The following is a 15,059-nucleotide window of genomic DNA, read 5'->3' on the forward strand; positions in this document are numbered from 1 at the left end:
CCATGCTCTCCGTGGATCGTTGTCCACAGGTGGGCATCGCTGTATCCAGCGCTGTCCACAGGAAAAGCCGGGTTGTCCACAACCGGCCGGTAACTCTGTCCGGCAGCCGACAACGGCCCCCGACCACCGGAAACGCAACGGGGGAGGGGTGGCCGTGGGCCACCCCTCCCCCGTTCGATCCGGACGGATCAGACCTTCGCCTTGCCGAGAATGCGGTTCACTGTTGTGCCGCAGACCGGGCACTTGCCCTTGGCCATGTTCATGCCGGTCTTGGAGACCTCGACGTGTCCCTCGAAGTCCCGCTTCTCCTTGCACTTGACGCAGTAACCGTTGTAGGTCTGGGCCTGGTCGGCCACGGTAGCCCTCCTCGTCTCGTCCGTCGGGCACGGAGTCCCGGCGGGTTTCCCGGCGCGGGCCACGCGGGCGCCGACGCTGGGGTTCTCCGCGGTCACGCTCGTGACCGCTGGTTGGCGGACCCTACCCAGGTACGGGCAGTTCCATGTCAGCTGTGCATCGCGACGTGAGCAAGTCGACGTCGAGAGTGTGCATGCCGAGTTAGGTCGGATAAGTCAGTTTGGCGGGGACACGCCGGGCGAATGCGCTCAGATCCCCCTTCGGACCGCCCCCGTCCCGCACTTCCCGGGATGATCACTTAACGTGGTCCGGGTCCGCGAGGTGACGCGTACGCCGCCGATCCGGCCGCCACGAAGGGTGACCGGGGCGGCCTGACCTGGCCCGGGACAGATTTTTTTCGGGACTCTGGGCGACCAATCATCATTTTTCGGGCGCGTGTCGTCGTGTTGACCCTTGCGGACCCCTGGTCAGTACGCATTAGCTTTCCCTCGTGACAGTCATCCGAGGCTGCGCGGGTCAGTGATGGCCGTGACGCGGAAGCCCGTCGTCGAGGTGCGGCGCAGTCAGCGCCGGCGACGCACGGTGTCCGCGTACCGGGACGGTGAGCGGGTCGTGGTGCTCATCCCCGACCAGTTCTCCCGCGCGGAGGAGAGCGAGTGGGTCGACCGGATGCTGGCCCGGCTCGCCGCCCGGGAGGGTCGCCTCGCCCGCTCCGACGCCGAACTGCTCGCCCGGGCCGCCCGACTGATCAACCTCTACCTGGCCGAGCACGGGGCCGAGGCCGCGCCGGCGAGCGTCCGCTGGGTGACCAACCAGAACGGGCGCTGGGGCTCCTGCACCCCCGCCGACCGCACCATCCGGATCTCCCACCGGATCCAGGACATGCCGGACTGGGTGATCGACTACGTGCTGCTGCACGAGCTGGCGCACCTCATCGTGCCCAGTCACAACGCCCGGTTCTGGCAGCTCGTCGGCCGCTACCCGAAGACCGAGCGGGCGCGCGGCTATCTGGAGGGCGTCGCCGCCGCCTCCGGCATCCCGCTCACCGACTGACCGCGCCGCGCTGACGCTGGGGCGGGACGGCCGTCCCGGTCGCCTGCGCGGGTGGGCCGACGGTGGCGGCCCACCCGCGCAGGCGAGTGGGCCGCCACCGTCGGCCGGGCACACCGGTCGGTGACCCATTGATGTAATCAAGTTCGTAGCGTCCCGACGGTGACCGGCGGCACCGGACGACGGGGTGGTGCGGCGTAGGGTCTGGGCGTGGCCCGACGTGTGGTGGTGGCGTTGCTCGGACCGGTGGCCTGGACGCCACCGGGGATCGACCCGACCCGGTGGCGGACCGCGCTCGCCGAGGACGTGGTGGACCTGCTCGCCACCCTCAACGAGGTGGAGACGGCCGTGGCCGTCACGCCGGCGGACCGGCCGCTGGCCGACGCCGTGGTCTGGCCCGACATGACGGTGTACGAGGTGCCCGAGCTGACCGTCAACGCGGTCCTCGCCGCGCTGACCCGCTACGACCAGGCCGCCGTGGTGGCCGCCGACGCACCCGACGTGCCCGGCCTCACCCTGGGCAAGCTGCTGCGTCCGCTCACCACCCGACCGGTGGCGGTCGCGCCGGTCGAGGGGACCGGACCAGGGCTGCTCGGCGTCGCGGCGCGGCTGCCCGTACCCGAGTGGTTGCCGGTGCTGGACCTGGACACGGCGGTGCCGACGGACGCCCGGGTCGGTGCCCCGAGCCCGGGCGACGTCGCGGTCACCACCGGCTGGCGGCGGCTGCGCGGCCCGGCCGACCTGGCCGCCCTGGACCCCGCCTTCGAGGGCTGGGACGCCACCCGGGCGCTGCTCTCCGGCCACGCGCGCTGAGCGGCGGTGCCCGGGACACCCGGACACCGCCGCAGCACCACACTCACCCGCCGGGTCGTCCGGCGGACGTCAGGCCTTCTCGTCGCCCTCGGAGTCGGGGCGGGGCGGGGTGTCCCCACCCGGCGCCGGCTCCTCGGGGCCACCCGGCGCGGTGAAGTCGAAGGTGGCCAACTCGTCGTCCAGGTCGAGCCGGGCGGCGGCGAAGCCCTCCGGGTCGGCGAAGTCGTCGTCGGACGAGAGCAGGTCCGGGTGACCCCAGACCGCGTCCCGGCCGGCGATGCCCCGGTGCTCGGTCAGCGCCGCCCAGAGCACCGCCGCCTCGCGCAGCCGGCGCGGACGCAGCTCCAGGCCGACCAGCGCGGCGAAGGTCTGCTCGGCCGGCCCGCCCGCGGCCCGGCGACGGCGGAACGCCTCGCCCAGCCGGACGACGTTCGGCAGGCGCTCACCCGCGGCGCTGTCCACCACGTGGCACACCCAGCCCTCGACCAGGGCCAGCACGGTCTCCAGCCGGGCCAGTGACGCCTTCTGCGCCGGAGTGTCCTCCGGCGTGAAGATGCCCTCCAGGGCGATCGCCTGCATCGACTCCGGGTCGGTCGGGTCGACCCGGCCCATCGCCTCCTCGATCGCCTCCCGGTTGACCCGGATCCCGGCGGCGTAGTTCTCCACGGCGGTGAGGACGTGCCCGCGCAGCCACGGCACGTGCTGGAAGAGCCGCTGGTGGGCGGCCTCGCGCAGGGCGACGTAGAGGCGGACCTCGTCCTCGGGCAGCTCCAGGCCCTCGCCGTACACCTTGATGTTGGCCGGGACGAGCGCGGCCGTGCCGGCCGGGCCGAGCGGCAGCCCGATGTCGCCGGCGGAGAGCACCTCGGCGGCGAGCGAGCCGAGCGCCTGGCCGAGCTGGCCGCCGAAGAGCGCGCCGCCCAGCGTCGCGACCATCGACTGCATCGGGCCGAGCTGGGCCCGCGCCTCCGGCGGCACCAGGTCGCCCATCGCGCCGACCATCCGGCTGGCCACCGGGTCGCAGAGCTTGCGCCACACGTCGAGGGTCCGGAAGATCCACTCGTTCCGGTTCCAGGCGATCGAGGTCTGGATGCCGGTGGGCCACGACGTGGCCGGCTCCAGCCAGAGGTCGGCGATGCGCAGCGCCTCCTCGACCGCGTTGCGGTCGAACGGCGAGACCGCCGGGTCGCCGCTGGCGGCGAGCTGGCTCGCCGCCACCTGGCGGGCGAGGTCCCAGTTGACCGGCCCGCTGCCCGGCGCGGAGAGCAGGTTCTGCAACTGCGACATGAACTGCTGCATCTGCGCGGGGTCGTTGGGATCTGGTGGTTGCCCACCCGGGAGCGCGAATCCGAACGGAATGTCAGGCACGACGTCTACGGTACGCGTGCCGCGCCCCAGGTCGCGCCGCTGGCGTTGCGCTGAGGGCGAAGTCCACCGGTCGTCGGGCCGGACCGGCGCACGGCGGTCGGTACGCTCTGCCGCATGAGACGTCGCGGCGTGACCGTACTGCTCGGTGCACTGCTCACCGCCCTGCTCAGCGTCGGCGTGCTGAGCGTCCCGATTCCGTACGTGGTGCTCGGGCCCGGCCCGACGGTCAACACCCTCGGCACCTCGGACGGCAAGGAGGTCATCCAGGTCACCGGGCGGCCGACGTCCACCTCCGCCGGCCAGCTCCGGCTGACCACCGTGGGCGTGCAGCCCACCGTCCGGCTCCGCTCGGCGCTCGCCGGCTGGTTCTCCCCGGACGAGGCGGTGGTGCCGCGCGAGCTGGTCTATCCGCCGGGCGAGTCGCAGCAGGAGGTCGAGAAGCGCAACGCCGAGGACTTCCAGAACTCGCAGACCAGCGCGGAGACCGCCGCCCTGCGGGAGCTGGGCTATCCGATCCAGGTGCTGGTCAAGGGGGTCACCGCCGGTGGCCCCTCGACCGACGTGCTGAAGGCCGGGGACGTCCTCACCTCGGTCGACGGGCAGCAGGTGACCAGCGCCAGCCGGCTCACCGAACTGATCCGGGCCAAGCCGGCCGGCACCGCGCTGAAGATCGGCTACACCCGGGACGGCACCCCGGCCACCGCCACGGTGACCAGCCGCGAGCAGGACGGGCGACCCCGGATCGGCGTCGAGATCGACCAGCAGCAGCCGCACCCGTTCACCCTGAAGATCGACCTGGGTGACATCGGTGGCCCGAGCGCCGGGCTGATGTTCGCCCTGGGCGTCGTCGACAAGCTGGAGCCGGCGGACCTGACCGGCGGCAAGGTCATCGCCGGCACCGGCACCATCGACGACGAGGGTCGGGTCGGGCCGATCGGTGGCATCGCCCAGAAGCTGGTCGGCGCGAAGGAAGCGGGCGCGAAGGTCTTCCTGGTGCCGGCCGACAACTGCGCCGAGGCGGTCCGCAATCCGCAGCCCGACCTGCCGTTGCTGAAGGTGGCCTCGCTGGACGACGCGCTGACGGCGTTGGAGAAGCTGCGGACCGGCGGGCAGCCCACCCGCTGCTGAGCCGGGCCCCGCCCGGCCGGGCCCCGCGATCGTGACGTGACCTTGACCCGACGTGTTCAGGAACACCCCGTACTCTGGGTGCCTGGTCGGAGCCGATCACATCGAGCGTGCGGAGCCAACAGTGGTCATGCGTAGCAGCCCCCTGCCGAGAATGAGCCGGCGCGGACGCGTCACCATCGGGGTCCTGATCGGGGTGTTCGTGCTCTTCACCCTGCTCGGGTGGGGGGTCAACGCCTGGACGGACTGGCTCTGGTTCGACGAGGTCCGCTACACCCAGGTCTTCACCGGCGTGCTCGCCACCCGGCTGCTGCTCTTCCTGGTCGTCGGGCTCGCGATGGCGGTCGTCATCGGCGGCAACCTCTGGCTGGCCCACCGGTTGCGGCCCCGGATGCGCCCGCACTCCCTGGAGCAGGCCACGCTGGAGCGCTACCGGACGCTGCTGAGCCCCCGGCTGGGCAGCTGGATCGCCCTGGTCTCCATCGTCATCGGCCTCTTCGCCGGGCTCTCCGCGCAGTCCCGGTGGAGCCAGTGGCTGCTCTTCCGCAACGGCGGGAACTTCGGCGTCAAGGACCCGGAGTTCGGCGTCGACGTCGGGTTCTACGTCTTCGACCTGCCGTTCTGGCGCTACCTGCTGGGCGTCGGCTTCACGGCCGTGGTGCTGTCGCTGCTCGGCGCGCTGGCCGTGCACTACCTCTTCGGCGGGGTCCGGCTGCAGGGCGTCGGCGACCGGATGACCAACGGTGCCCGCGCCCACCTGAGCACGCTGGTCGCGGTCTTCGTGCTGCTCAAGGCCATCGCGTACGTGCTGGACCGGCGGGCGATGCTGCTGGAGTACAACGAGGGCACCAAGCTCTACGGCGCCGGCTACGCCGACATCAACGCGCTGCTGCCGGCGAAGGAGATCCTCGCCTACATCTCCGTGGTGGTGGCGATCGCGATCATCGTCTTCTCCAACGCGGTGATGCGGAACCTGGTCTGGCCCGGCATCGCGCTCGCCCTGCTGGGCGTCTCCGCCGTCGCCATCGGCGGCATCTACCCGTGGGCGGTGCAGACCTTCGAGGTCAAGCCGAGCGCCCGGGACAAGGAGGCGCGGTACATCCAGCGCAGCATCGAGGCGACGCGGGGGGCGTACGGGCTCAACGACACGAAGACCTCGGGGTACGCGGCGAACAACCTCGTCCCGCCGGCCAGCCTGGCCACCGACACCTCGGTGGTGCCGAACGTCCGGCTGCTCGACCCGCAGCTGGTCTCCGAGACGTACACCCAGCTCCAGCAGGTCCGCGGCTTCTACGACTTCGGCCCGAAGCTGGACATCGACCGGTACGCGGTGAACGGCAAGACCTCCGACTACGTGGTCGGCGTCCGCGAGATCAACTACGGCGAGCTGACCCAGAACAACTGGATCAACCGGCACACCGTCTACACCCACGGGTACGGGCTGGTGGCGGCCCCGGCCAACCAGGTCTGCGGCGGTACGCCGTTCTTCGTCTCCGGCTTCCTCGGCGAGTCGTCGAAGGAGGAGGTGCAGGGCTGCACCTCGCCGAGCGAGCAGATCCCGGCGCAGCAGCCGCGGATCTACTACGGCGAGCGGATGGAGGCCGACGACTACGCGATCGTCGGGCAGTCCGGGGACCGCAACGTCGAGTTCGACCGCCCGACCTCGACCGGCGGTGAGCAGTACTACACCTACACCGGCGAGGGCGGCGTCAAGATCGGGTCGTTCCCCCGGCGGCTGCTGTACGCGCTCAAGGAGCAGGAGTCGAACTTCCTGCTCTCGGAGTCGGTGAACGAGAACTCCAAGCTGCTCTACGTGCGGAACCCGCGCGACCGGGTGGAGAAGGTCGCGCCGTTCCTGACCCTGGACGGCGACCCGTACCCGGCGGTGGTGAACGGGCGCATCCAGTGGATCGTCGACGGCTACACCACGGCCGCCACCTATCCGTACGCCGAGCGGGTCAACCTCCAGGCGGAGACCACCGACGAGCTGACCGGCCGGGGCACCTTCCAGCTCGCCCGGGAGAACGTCAACTACATCCGCAACTCGGTCAAGGCGACCGTCGACGCGTACGACGGCACCGTCCGGCTGTACCAGTTCGACGACACCGACCCGGTGCTGAAGGCGTGGAACAAGGCGTTCGGCGGTGACCTGGTGCTGCCGAAGTCGGCGATCCCGCCGGAGCTGGCCGAGCACTTCCGCTACCCGGCCGACCTGTTCAAGGTGCAGCGCAACCTGCTCACCAAGTTCCACGTCACCGACCCCGGCGACTTCTATTCCGGTCAGGACTTCTGGCAGGTGCCGAACGTGCCGGACGCGCCGGACAGCGGGCAGAAGCAGCCGCCGTACTACCTGTTCACCCAGTTCCCCGGGCAGGAGGGGCCGCGCTTCCAGCTCACCTCGGCGGTCACTCCGAACCGTCGGGAGAACCTCGCCGCGCTGATCTCCGGGTCGTACGTGGACGGCCAGCCGAGGCTGGAGGTGCTGGAACTGCCCGACCAGACCCGGACCGCCGGCCCGGTCCAGGTGCACCAGCAGATGACCAACAACGGCGACATCCGGCAGCAGCTCAACCTGCTCTCCTCGAACCAGTCCCAGGTGCAGTACGGCAACCTGCTCTCCCTGCCGTTCGCCAACGGGATGCTCTACGTCGAGCCGGTCTATGTGAAGAGCAACACCCAGAACGCCTTCCCGCAGCTGCAACGGGTGCTCCTGTCGTACGGCGACGGCGGCTCGTACGTGGCGCTCGCGCCCACCCTCAGCGAGGGCATCAAGCAGCTCGTCGAGCAGGGCAAACGGGCGGCCCAGGGCTCCCCGCCGCCGGCCGGCGGGACGCCACCGGCGCCCGGCACCGGCTCTCCGCCGCCGCTCACCGGCGAGCTGGCCCAGGCGGCCGGCAAGGTGCAGAGCGCCATCGCCGAGGTCAAGGCCGCCCAGACGTCCGGTGACTTCGAGCGGTACGGGCGGGCGCTGAAGGCGCTGGACGAGGCGATGACCGCGTTCCAGCAGGCGCAGGCGGCGGCCAACCCGGCGTCGCCGGCCCCGACGTCCAGCGGCAGCCCGTCCGCGTCGCCGTCGCCGAACGGCTGACGCCACCCGCACACCACGGAGCCCGTGGCCGGAACCCTGAGCGGTTCCGGCCACGGGCTCTTTCGGGTCCGGTGACCGTCTGCCGCGACCCACGGGGTCGTTTTGCATGCCGTGGGGGGAGTGGGTTAGGGTTTAGCTACCGACGCGGGGTGGAGCAGCTCGGTAGCTCGCTGGGCTCATAACCCAGAGGTCGCAGGTTCAAATCCTGTCCCCGCTACCACGACGGAACGACCCCGAGGATCTGATCCTCGGGGTCGTTCCGGTTTTCCGGGTCCGTTCCGGGTGCCGGCGGCGGCCCTCTCCTCCCGATCGGGGGACCCGGCTGATCTCTCCGGCGGGGATGGGATAAGCTTTGTGAGCCGACGCGGGGTGGAGCAGCTCGGTAGCTCGCTGGGCTCATAACCCAGAGGTCGCAGGTTCAAATCCTGTCCCCGCTACCACGCCCGAAGGGCCCCGGAGAGAAATCTCCGGGGCCCTTCGTCGTTTCACCCGCACGTCCCGTCCGGCGTGCCGCTGTTGCGCTTCTCGGCGAGGATGGGGACATGTCTGCATGGAGCAAGTGGTGGGGCCGGCTCGGCGCGGTCCTCGGTACGGTCGCGCTCTCGGTGTTCGTACCGGTCGCGGCCTGGGCGTCCACCGGTTCGGGCGAGCTGGTGGTCGAGGCCGCCCGGCGGCGGTCGCGCGGTGGTGGCAGCATCCTCGGCCTGCTCTGCTGCCTGGTGGTGGTCGCCGGAATCGTGTTCCTGGTGCTGCGGTTGATGCGTAACCGGCGGGGCGGCCCGCCGCGCTGACCGGGGGCCTGCCGGTCCCCGGCGCGGCCCGCGCCGCGTCGGGGACCCGGCCGGGTCAGACCGCCAGGGCCGCGTTGGCCTGCGCCATGAACCGGGAGGTGGCGGCGCGCGCGCCGGAGCGCCCGGAGCGGATGCTCTCGGCCGCGGCGATGAGCAGGGTACGCACCTTCGCGTGCCCCTTCGGCGGAGGCGTGGGCGCCGGCCCGAGCAGGTCGTCAAGGGCGGTGCCGAGGGCGGCGACCCGCTTCTGCGCCAGGTCGGTGACGCCCTCCTGGACGAACTTGCGGACCGGCACGCTGGCGTTCAGGCCCCGCTCGAAGCCGAGGATCCGCCCGGCGGCCACGTTGGTGGTCAGGAAGTTGAGCACGTCCACGACGACGCCCGGGTGCCGGGTGCCACGGAAGCCCGCCCAGTACATGGACGCCCGGGGCCACTGCGCGACCGGGGTGCCGGGGAAGCTGCTGACGGCCAGCTCGTCGTCGGTGTAGCGCTGGAGTTCCGGCAGCTGGTGCGACCAGGCGAAGGACGCCGCGGTGTGGCCGGTGACCACGAGCTGGCGGGTGAGGTCGCCGCTGTCCGCCTGTTCCACCAGGGCGGCGCTCGGGGTGGCGCGCCGGGACCGGGCCACCTGCCAGAACTCGAACCAGTCGAGCAGCGCGGCGGAGCTGAAGCCGAGCTGCCGTCCCTGATACAGCTCGCCACCCTGGCCCCGGAGCCAGAGCCAGAACGCGCGGTAGTCGCCGGAGGGGTCCATGGTGCCGGCCACCCGGCCGCCGGAGGCCCGGGTGACCCGGCCGGCCCACTCCACGTAGTCCCGCCAGGACATGCCGGTGTGCGGCTCGGGCACGTTGAGCCGGCGTACCAGGTCGCGGTTCCAGACCAGGGCGGCGGCGGTCTGCGCGGCGGCGACCCCCACCGTCCGCTCCGCCACCTGGCCGTAGCGGGCCAGGCCCGGCGGCAGTCCGCGCAGGTCGAGCCGGTTGTCGGCGACGTAGTCGGTGAGGTCCAGGGCGATCTGGCGCTGCGCGTACTCGGTGAGCAGGGTGTCGTCGATCTGGAAGAGGTCGGGCGCGTTGCCGCCCGCCGCCTGGGTGGCGATCCGGTCGTAGTAGCCGGTCAGGTTCTGCCAGGTGACCCGGAAGCTGACCCGGGGGTTCTGCTGCGAATAGAGGCGCAGCGCCTTCTCGGTGGCCTCGGCCCGCCGGGTGCCGCCCCACCAGAAGACGGAGAGCTCGATCGGGCCGTCGTCGACCTGGGTGCGCTCCTCGGCGGCGCAGCCCGCCAGCCCACCGGCGACGAGGGGCAGGCCACCGAGCGCGCCGAGGAACCGCCGCCGGTCGACGCCGGGGTGGGGCGGGGCGGGGTGCAGGGCGCGCACGGGAACTCCTGGGGCGCTGGCGAGCGGGTGCGGACGGACCATTTACACAGGCCCCACGCGCAGGTGTCAACGCCGGGCCGGTCAGCCGGGCTCTGGGATGCCCGGTGGCCGCCCCGGGAGCGTGCCCGGCGCGTGGTGTACTAGGCGCCGTGGAACTTCTGCACTCCGGAAAGGTCCGGGACGTCTACGCCGACGGCGACGATCTGATCCTGGTCGCCTCGGACCGGATCTCGATCTACGACGTGGCGCTGCCGACCCCGATCCCGGACAAGGGACGCCTGCTCACCGCGCTGTCGCTCTGGTGGTTCGACCAGCTCGCCGACCTGGTGCCGAACCACGTCATCTCCGCCACCGACGTGCCGACGGAGTTCGCCGGCCGGGCGATCCGCTGTCGCCGGCTGGAGATGGTCCCGGTGGAGTGCGTCGCCCGTGGCTATCTGACCGGCGGCGGCCTCGTCGAGTACCGGAACACCGGCGCGGTCTCCGGTGTGGAGCTGCCCCGGGGCCTGGTCGAGGCGTCGATCCTGCCCGAGCCGATCTTCACTCCGTCGACCAAGGCCCCCAAGGGAGAGCACGACGAGCCGATCACCTATGCGCAGGTGGTCGACAAGGTCGGCGCGGAGGTCGCGGAACGGCTCCGGCAGATCACCATCGACGTCTACCGGCGCGGCGCGGAGATCGCCGCGGACCGGGGCATCCTGGTCGCCGACACCAAGATCGAGCTGGGCTGGGCGCCGGACGGCACCCTGGTCCTCGCCGACGAGGTGCTCACCTCCGACTCGTCCCGGTTCTGGCCGGCCGAGTCGTACCAGCCGGGCCGGGCGCAGTTCTCCTACGACAAGCAGTACGTCCGGGACTGGGCCACCGACAGCGGCTGGGACAAGCAGGAGCCCGCGCCCGAGGTGCCGGCCGAGGTGGTCGAGGCGACCCGGGCCCGCTACGTCGAGGTCTACGAGAAGCTCACCGGCAACCGCTGGGACTGACCGGTCGGGTGTCCCCGGGCGTGGGGCGGGTCCGGTTCCGTACGATCAACAGGCGTGCGTGACATTGCCGTCTTCAGCGGAACCGCCCACCCCGACCTCGCCGCCGAGATCTGCGCCCACCTCGACGTCCCGCTGCACCCCGTGCGGGTGTCCCGGTTCGCCAACGACTGCCTCGAAGTGCAGTTGCAGGCGAACTGCCGGGAGCGGGACGTCTTCCTGATCCAGCCGTTGGTGCCACCCGTGCAGGAGCACCTGGTCGAGCTGCTGCTCATGATCGACGCGGCCCGGGGCGCGTCCGCCGGGCGGATCACCGTGGTGCTGCCGCACTACGCGTACGCCCGCTCGGACAAGAAGGACGCCCCGCGCATCTCCATCGGTGGCCGGCTCGTCGCGGACCTGCTCACCTCGGCCGGCGCGGACCGGGTGCTCGCGATGACCCTGCACTCCCCGCAGGTGCACGGCTTCTTCAGCGTCCCGGTCGACCACCTGCACGCGCTGCGCGAGCTGGCCGCCCACTTCAAGGGGTACGACCTGAGCAACACCGTGGTGGTCTCACCGGACCTCGGCAACGCCAAGGAGGCGGCGGCCTTCGCCCGGATGCTCGGTACGCCGGTCGCGGCCGGCGCGAAGCAGCGGTTCAGCGACGACCGGGTGCAGATCAGCACGGTGATCGGTGAGGTGGCGGACCGGGACGTGATCGTGCTGGACGACGAGATCGCCAAGGGCAGCACGGTGATCGAGCTGATGAGTCACCTGCGCGAGCGGAAGGTCCGCTCGATCCGGCTCGCCTGCACCCACGGCCTCTTCTCCAGCCACGCGCTGGAGCGGCTGAGCGCTGAGGAGGGGGTGCAGGAGATCGTCTGCACCAACACGGTGCCGATCCCGCCGCAGGAGCGGGTGCCGAAGCTGGCGGTGCTGTCGGTGGCCCCGGCGTTGGCCGAGGCGATGCGGCGGATCCACAACGGCGAGTCGGTCAGCGCCCTCTTTGCCTGACCCGGCTTCCCGCCGTGGGCGGCCCGGAACGCCGGAGGGCCGCCCCGTCGCCTGCCCGGGGCCGTTCGGGGTGCCGGAGGGCCGCCGCGTCACCGCCGTCGCCGAACGGCCGGCGGGCGGGTCGGGGGTCAGTCGGTGGTGGCCGGGGTGGAGGGGTCGACGGTGGCGCTGATGCGGACGGTCGTGCCGGCCTCGCCGGTCTCGACCTCCATCGAGTCGCTCAGCTCCCGGGCCAGCCAGAGGCCCCAGCCGCCGGCGGTGTCCGGGGCGGGTCGCCGACGGTCATCGAGGCGCTGGGCGCTGATTCCCCGGCCGTGGTCGGCCACCTCGCAGACGAGCCGACCGGGGCGGTGCCACAACCGGAGCGAGCCCTGACCGCCGCCGTGCCGGACGGCGTTGGTGATCAACTCGTTGACCGCCAGCACGAAGTCGTCCAGCCGCTGCCCGCTCAGCCCCGAAGCGTGCGCGCAGGAGGTGACCGAGTGTCGCAGCTCGGTCACCTGGGCCTGGTCGAAGGCTTCGGCGATGAGGAGGGAAGTTTCGATGGGCACAACCGTACGCGGTGCGCGGGGTTCTGCGTTTGTCATGGCCCCGTCCCGACAGCGGATCTCGCTCTTGTTTGCGGCATTTCCACCGTACGTCAGGTTTTCCCGGGCTGCATCCACCGCTCTCCGAGGCGTACTGCCGGAGTGTGGCATGGTGGCCGGCATGCCGTCGTCACCGGGAGGCCTGGAGGGCCCGCTCTGGCGGTCCATCGCCGTCTTCCGCTTCGCCTCCCTGGCGTACGTCTGCGTGCTGGTGCTGCGCGACGCCGACCGGTACGCGCACCCGCTGGCCGCCGGCGGCGTACTCCTGGTGATGCTGGCCTGGAGCGGGGTGACCGCGGTGGGCTACGCCCGGCCGGCGGGGCGGGGCTGGCCGCTGCTCCTGGCCGACCTCGGCGTGCTGCTGGCCATCATGCTGGCCACCCCGTGGGTGATGGGACGGGCGGCGCTCGCCGCCGGCCTGCCCACCCTGACCGTGGCCTGGCTGGCCGGGCCGGTGCTGGCCTGGGCGGTCTCCGGCGGCCGGCGGCGCGGCGCGGTCGCCGCGCTGGTGGCCGGCGGCGTCGACCTGGTCACCCGGGAACGGGTCAGCCAGTCCTCGCTGACCGGGGTGATCCTGATGCTGCTCGCCGGGGTGGTGGTCGGGCACGTCGCCCGGCTGGCGGTGACCGCCGAGGAGCGGTTGCAGCGGGCGGTGGAGCTGGAGGCGGCCACCCGGGAACGCGAGCGGCTGGCCCGGGACATCCACGACTCGGTGCTCCAGGTGCTGGCCCTGGTGCAGCGCCGGGGCGCGCAGCTCGACGGCGAGGGCGGCGAGCTGGCCCGGCTGGCCGGCGAGCAGGAGGCGGCGCTGCGCGCCCTGATCGGCCGGGCCGCCGCGCCGCCGCCCGAGGAGGGCGACACCCGGGACCTGCGGGACCTGCTCGACCGGTACGCCTCGACGACGGTCGCGGTCTCCGCCCCGGCCACCCCGGTCGGGCTGCCCGCGCACGCCGCCCGGGAGGTCGCCGCCGCGGTCGGCGCGGCGCTGGACAACGTGGCCCGGTACGCCGGCGGGCGGGCCTGGGTGCTGATCGAGGACGAGGGGGAGACGGTGACCGTCTCGGTACGCGACGAGGGGCCGGGCATCCCGGCGGGCCGGCTGGCGGAGGCCGCGGCGCAGGGGCGGCTCGGGGTGGCGCAGTCCATCCGGGGCCGGGTGGCCGACCTGGGCGGGCAGGTGCGGATCGCCTCCGCGCCGGGCTCCGGCACCGAGATCGAGCTGGTCGTGCCGCGGAGCGGTCGATGAGCGCGGGCGTGCGGGTGATGGTGGTCGACGACCACCCGATGTGGCGCGAGGGGGTGGCCCGGGACCTCACCGAGGCCGGCCACCTGGTGGTGGCGACCAGCGGCGAGGGTCGGCAGGCGGTCCGGGTGGCCGCCGCGGCCCGACCGGACCTGGTGGTGCTGGACCTGCAACTGCCGGACGTCTCCGGGGTCGAGGTGATCCGGGGGCTGCGCGCGGCGCTGCCCGAGGTGCGGGTGCTGATGCTGTCGGCCAGCGGCGAGCCGCAGAGCGTCCTCGACGCGGTGAAGGCCGGCGCGACCGGCTACCTGGTGAAGTCCGCCGCGCCGGCCGAGTTCCTCGACGCGGTCCGGCGCACCGCGGCCGGCGAGCCGGTCTTCACCCCCGGGCTGGCCGGGCTCGTGCTGGGGGAGTACCGCCGGCTGGCGGCCGGTCCACCCGCCGGCTCCGGGTACGACGAAGCACCCCGGCTCACCGAACGGGAGACCGAGGTGCTGCGCCTGGTGGCGAAGGGACTGTCGTACAAGCAGATCGCCGAGCGGCTCGGGGTCTCGCACCGGACGGTGCAGAACCACGTGCAGAACACGCTCGGCAAGCTCCAGTTGCACAACCGCGTCGAGCTGACCCGCTATGCGATCGAGCGGGGCCTGGACGACTAGTGCGACTCGGGCGGCCGGGTCTCGTGGATGGCCAGCTCCTCCGCGGTCGCGCCGCCCCCGGCGGAGCCGGCGTCGTACGCGACGTTGTCGGTCTCCTGGTCGGTGTGGGCGCCCTCGTCCGGCTCGACCAGCCGCCCGACCTGGTGGTCGGCGACGGTGCCGAGCTGACCGTGGTCGTAGAGGGAGACCGGCGAGTGCGGGTCGGAGGTCGGGCCCGGGTCGATCACGTCGGCGTCGAGCTGGGCCTGCGCGGCGGCCTCGTCGCTGTCCGCCTCGGCGGCGATGTCCGGATCGATCGGGCCGGCGAGCGGGTCGTCGGCCGGCCGCTCGTAGCTCTCCCGCTCCAGCTTGTAGTCCAGGGACTCGCCGTCGAGCTGCTCCTCGGCGGTGGTGCCGAAGCGGTCGACGGCGACCGGCGTGCGGTCGCCGGGCAGCTGGGCCGGCTCCGGCCCGTCCGCCTCGCGGCCGGTGAGGACGTCGTCGTTGGCGGTGGAGTCGTCGTCGGCGGTGTCGGGCAGCCCCTCCGCCTCGGGGTCGGACACGGGGGTCGGGTACTCGTCGTCGCGCATGACCGGTCACTACCCACTGCCATGCCCGGGTTAACCGGTTTCGGCGGCGACGATCGGG

At 72.4% G+C, this 15,059-nt stretch carries 14 protein-coding genes and 2 tRNA genes; 11 read left to right on the forward strand and 5 right to left on the reverse strand.

The genetic code is table 11. The features are described from left to right. Window positions 1-188: 188 nt before the first annotated feature. Window positions 189-356 carry a DUF5679 domain-containing protein gene (locus ABUL08_RS28985; protein ID WP_007464795.1) on the reverse strand — a complete coding sequence of 56 codons (168 nt, stop codon included), beginning with the start codon at window positions 354-356 and terminating at the stop codon, window positions 189-191. Window positions 357-876: 520 nt separating this feature from the next. Between ABUL08_RS28985 and ABUL08_RS28990 the strand changes: the two genes are divergently transcribed. Next, window positions 877-1,407 (forward strand): M48 metallopeptidase family protein, encoded by a 531-nt coding sequence (locus tag ABUL08_RS28990; RefSeq protein ID WP_350933230.1) that lies wholly within the window; start codon window positions 877-879, stop codon window positions 1,405-1,407. 207 nt (window positions 1,408-1,614) lie between these two features. Further along, window positions 1,615-2,217: a hypothetical protein gene (locus ABUL08_RS28995; RefSeq protein ID WP_350933231.1), complete on the forward strand. Its 603-nt coding sequence runs from the start codon at window positions 1,615-1,617 to the stop codon at window positions 2,215-2,217. A 69-nt stretch (window positions 2,218-2,286) separates the two neighbouring features. On the opposite strand, the gene ABUL08_RS29000 is transcribed toward ABUL08_RS28995, so the two are convergent. Further along, window positions 2,287-3,516, reverse strand: a complete 1,230-nt coding sequence (locus ABUL08_RS29000; protein WP_350938890.1) for a zinc-dependent metalloprotease — start codon at window positions 3,514-3,516, stop codon at window positions 2,287-2,289. 183 nt (window positions 3,517-3,699) lie between these two features. Between ABUL08_RS29000 and ABUL08_RS29005 the strand changes: the two genes are divergently transcribed. From ABUL08_RS29005 to ABUL08_RS29025, 5 genes are all read left to right on the forward strand, one after another. Beyond that, complete coding sequence (locus ABUL08_RS29005) at window positions 3,700-4,713, forward strand: YlbL family protein (protein WP_350933232.1); 1,014 nt, start codon at window positions 3,700-3,702, stop codon at window positions 4,711-4,713. Window positions 4,714-4,840: 127 nt separating this feature from the next. Next, complete coding sequence (locus tag ABUL08_RS29010) at window positions 4,841-7,798, forward strand: UPF0182 family membrane protein (protein ID WP_350933233.1); 2,958 nt, start codon at window positions 4,841-4,843, stop codon at window positions 7,796-7,798. A gap of 143 nt (window positions 7,799-7,941) precedes the next feature. Beyond that, window positions 7,942-8,018: transfer RNA gene (locus ABUL08_RS29015), tRNA-Met, on the forward strand. A 143-nt stretch (window positions 8,019-8,161) separates the two neighbouring features. Then, window positions 8,162-8,238 (forward strand) — tRNA-Met (locus ABUL08_RS29020). Window positions 8,239-8,340: 102 nt separating this feature from the next. Next, window positions 8,341-8,589 carry a hypothetical protein gene (locus tag ABUL08_RS29025; RefSeq protein WP_350933234.1) on the forward strand — a complete coding sequence of 83 codons (249 nt, stop codon included), beginning with the start codon at window positions 8,341-8,343 and terminating at the stop codon, window positions 8,587-8,589. 55 nt (window positions 8,590-8,644) lie between these two features. Here ABUL08_RS29025 and ABUL08_RS29030 read toward each other — a convergent pair whose 3' ends face one another. Continuing rightward, the gene (locus tag ABUL08_RS29030; protein WP_350933235.1) at window positions 8,645-9,967 is read right to left on the reverse strand and encodes an ABC transporter substrate-binding protein; all 1,323 of its coding nucleotides are present in this window, start codon (window positions 9,965-9,967) and stop codon (window positions 8,645-8,647) included. 149 nt (window positions 9,968-10,116) lie between these two features. Between ABUL08_RS29030 and ABUL08_RS29035 the strand changes: the two genes are divergently transcribed. Then, window positions 10,117-10,950, forward strand: coding sequence for a phosphoribosylaminoimidazolesuccinocarboxamide synthase (locus ABUL08_RS29035; protein ID WP_350933236.1), 834 nt, complete (start codon window positions 10,117-10,119; stop codon window positions 10,948-10,950). Window positions 10,951-11,004: 54 nt separating this feature from the next. Next, window positions 11,005-11,943 carry a ribose-phosphate diphosphokinase gene (locus ABUL08_RS29040; RefSeq protein WP_350933237.1) on the forward strand — a complete coding sequence of 313 codons (939 nt, stop codon included), beginning with the start codon at window positions 11,005-11,007 and terminating at the stop codon, window positions 11,941-11,943. Between the two features lie 128 nt (window positions 11,944-12,071). On the opposite strand, the gene ABUL08_RS29045 is transcribed toward ABUL08_RS29040, so the two are convergent. After that, window positions 12,072-12,530 carry an ATP-binding protein gene (locus ABUL08_RS29045; RefSeq protein ID WP_350933238.1) on the reverse strand — a complete coding sequence of 153 codons (459 nt, stop codon included), beginning with the start codon at window positions 12,528-12,530 and terminating at the stop codon, window positions 12,072-12,074. A gap of 121 nt (window positions 12,531-12,651) precedes the next feature. Here ABUL08_RS29045 and macS point away from each other — a divergent pair, with 121 nt between their 5' ends. Then, window positions 12,652-13,776: a MacS family sensor histidine kinase gene (macS, locus tag ABUL08_RS29050; protein ID WP_350933239.1), complete on the forward strand. Its 1,125-nt coding sequence runs from the start codon at window positions 12,652-12,654 to the stop codon at window positions 13,774-13,776. Continuing rightward, window positions 13,773-14,432, forward strand: a complete 660-nt coding sequence (locus ABUL08_RS29055) for a response regulator transcription factor (protein WP_350933240.1) — start codon at window positions 13,773-13,775, stop codon at window positions 14,430-14,432. Before macS ends, ABUL08_RS29055 begins: the two co-directional genes overlap by 4 nt. On the opposite strand, the gene ABUL08_RS29060 is transcribed toward ABUL08_RS29055, so the two are convergent. After that, entirely contained in the window at window positions 14,429-15,001 is a 573-nt protein-coding gene (locus tag ABUL08_RS29060; RefSeq protein WP_350933241.1) for a DUF5709 domain-containing protein, read from the reverse strand. The two genes, ABUL08_RS29055 and ABUL08_RS29060, sit on opposite strands and share 4 nt — an antisense overlap. Window positions 15,002-15,059 lie beyond the last annotated feature (58 nt).

Origin of the sequence: Micromonospora sp. CCTCC AA 2012012, assembly GCF_040499845.1 — a bacterium.
Lineage (GTDB): Bacteria > Actinomycetota > Actinomycetes > Mycobacteriales > Micromonosporaceae > Micromonospora > Micromonospora mangrovi.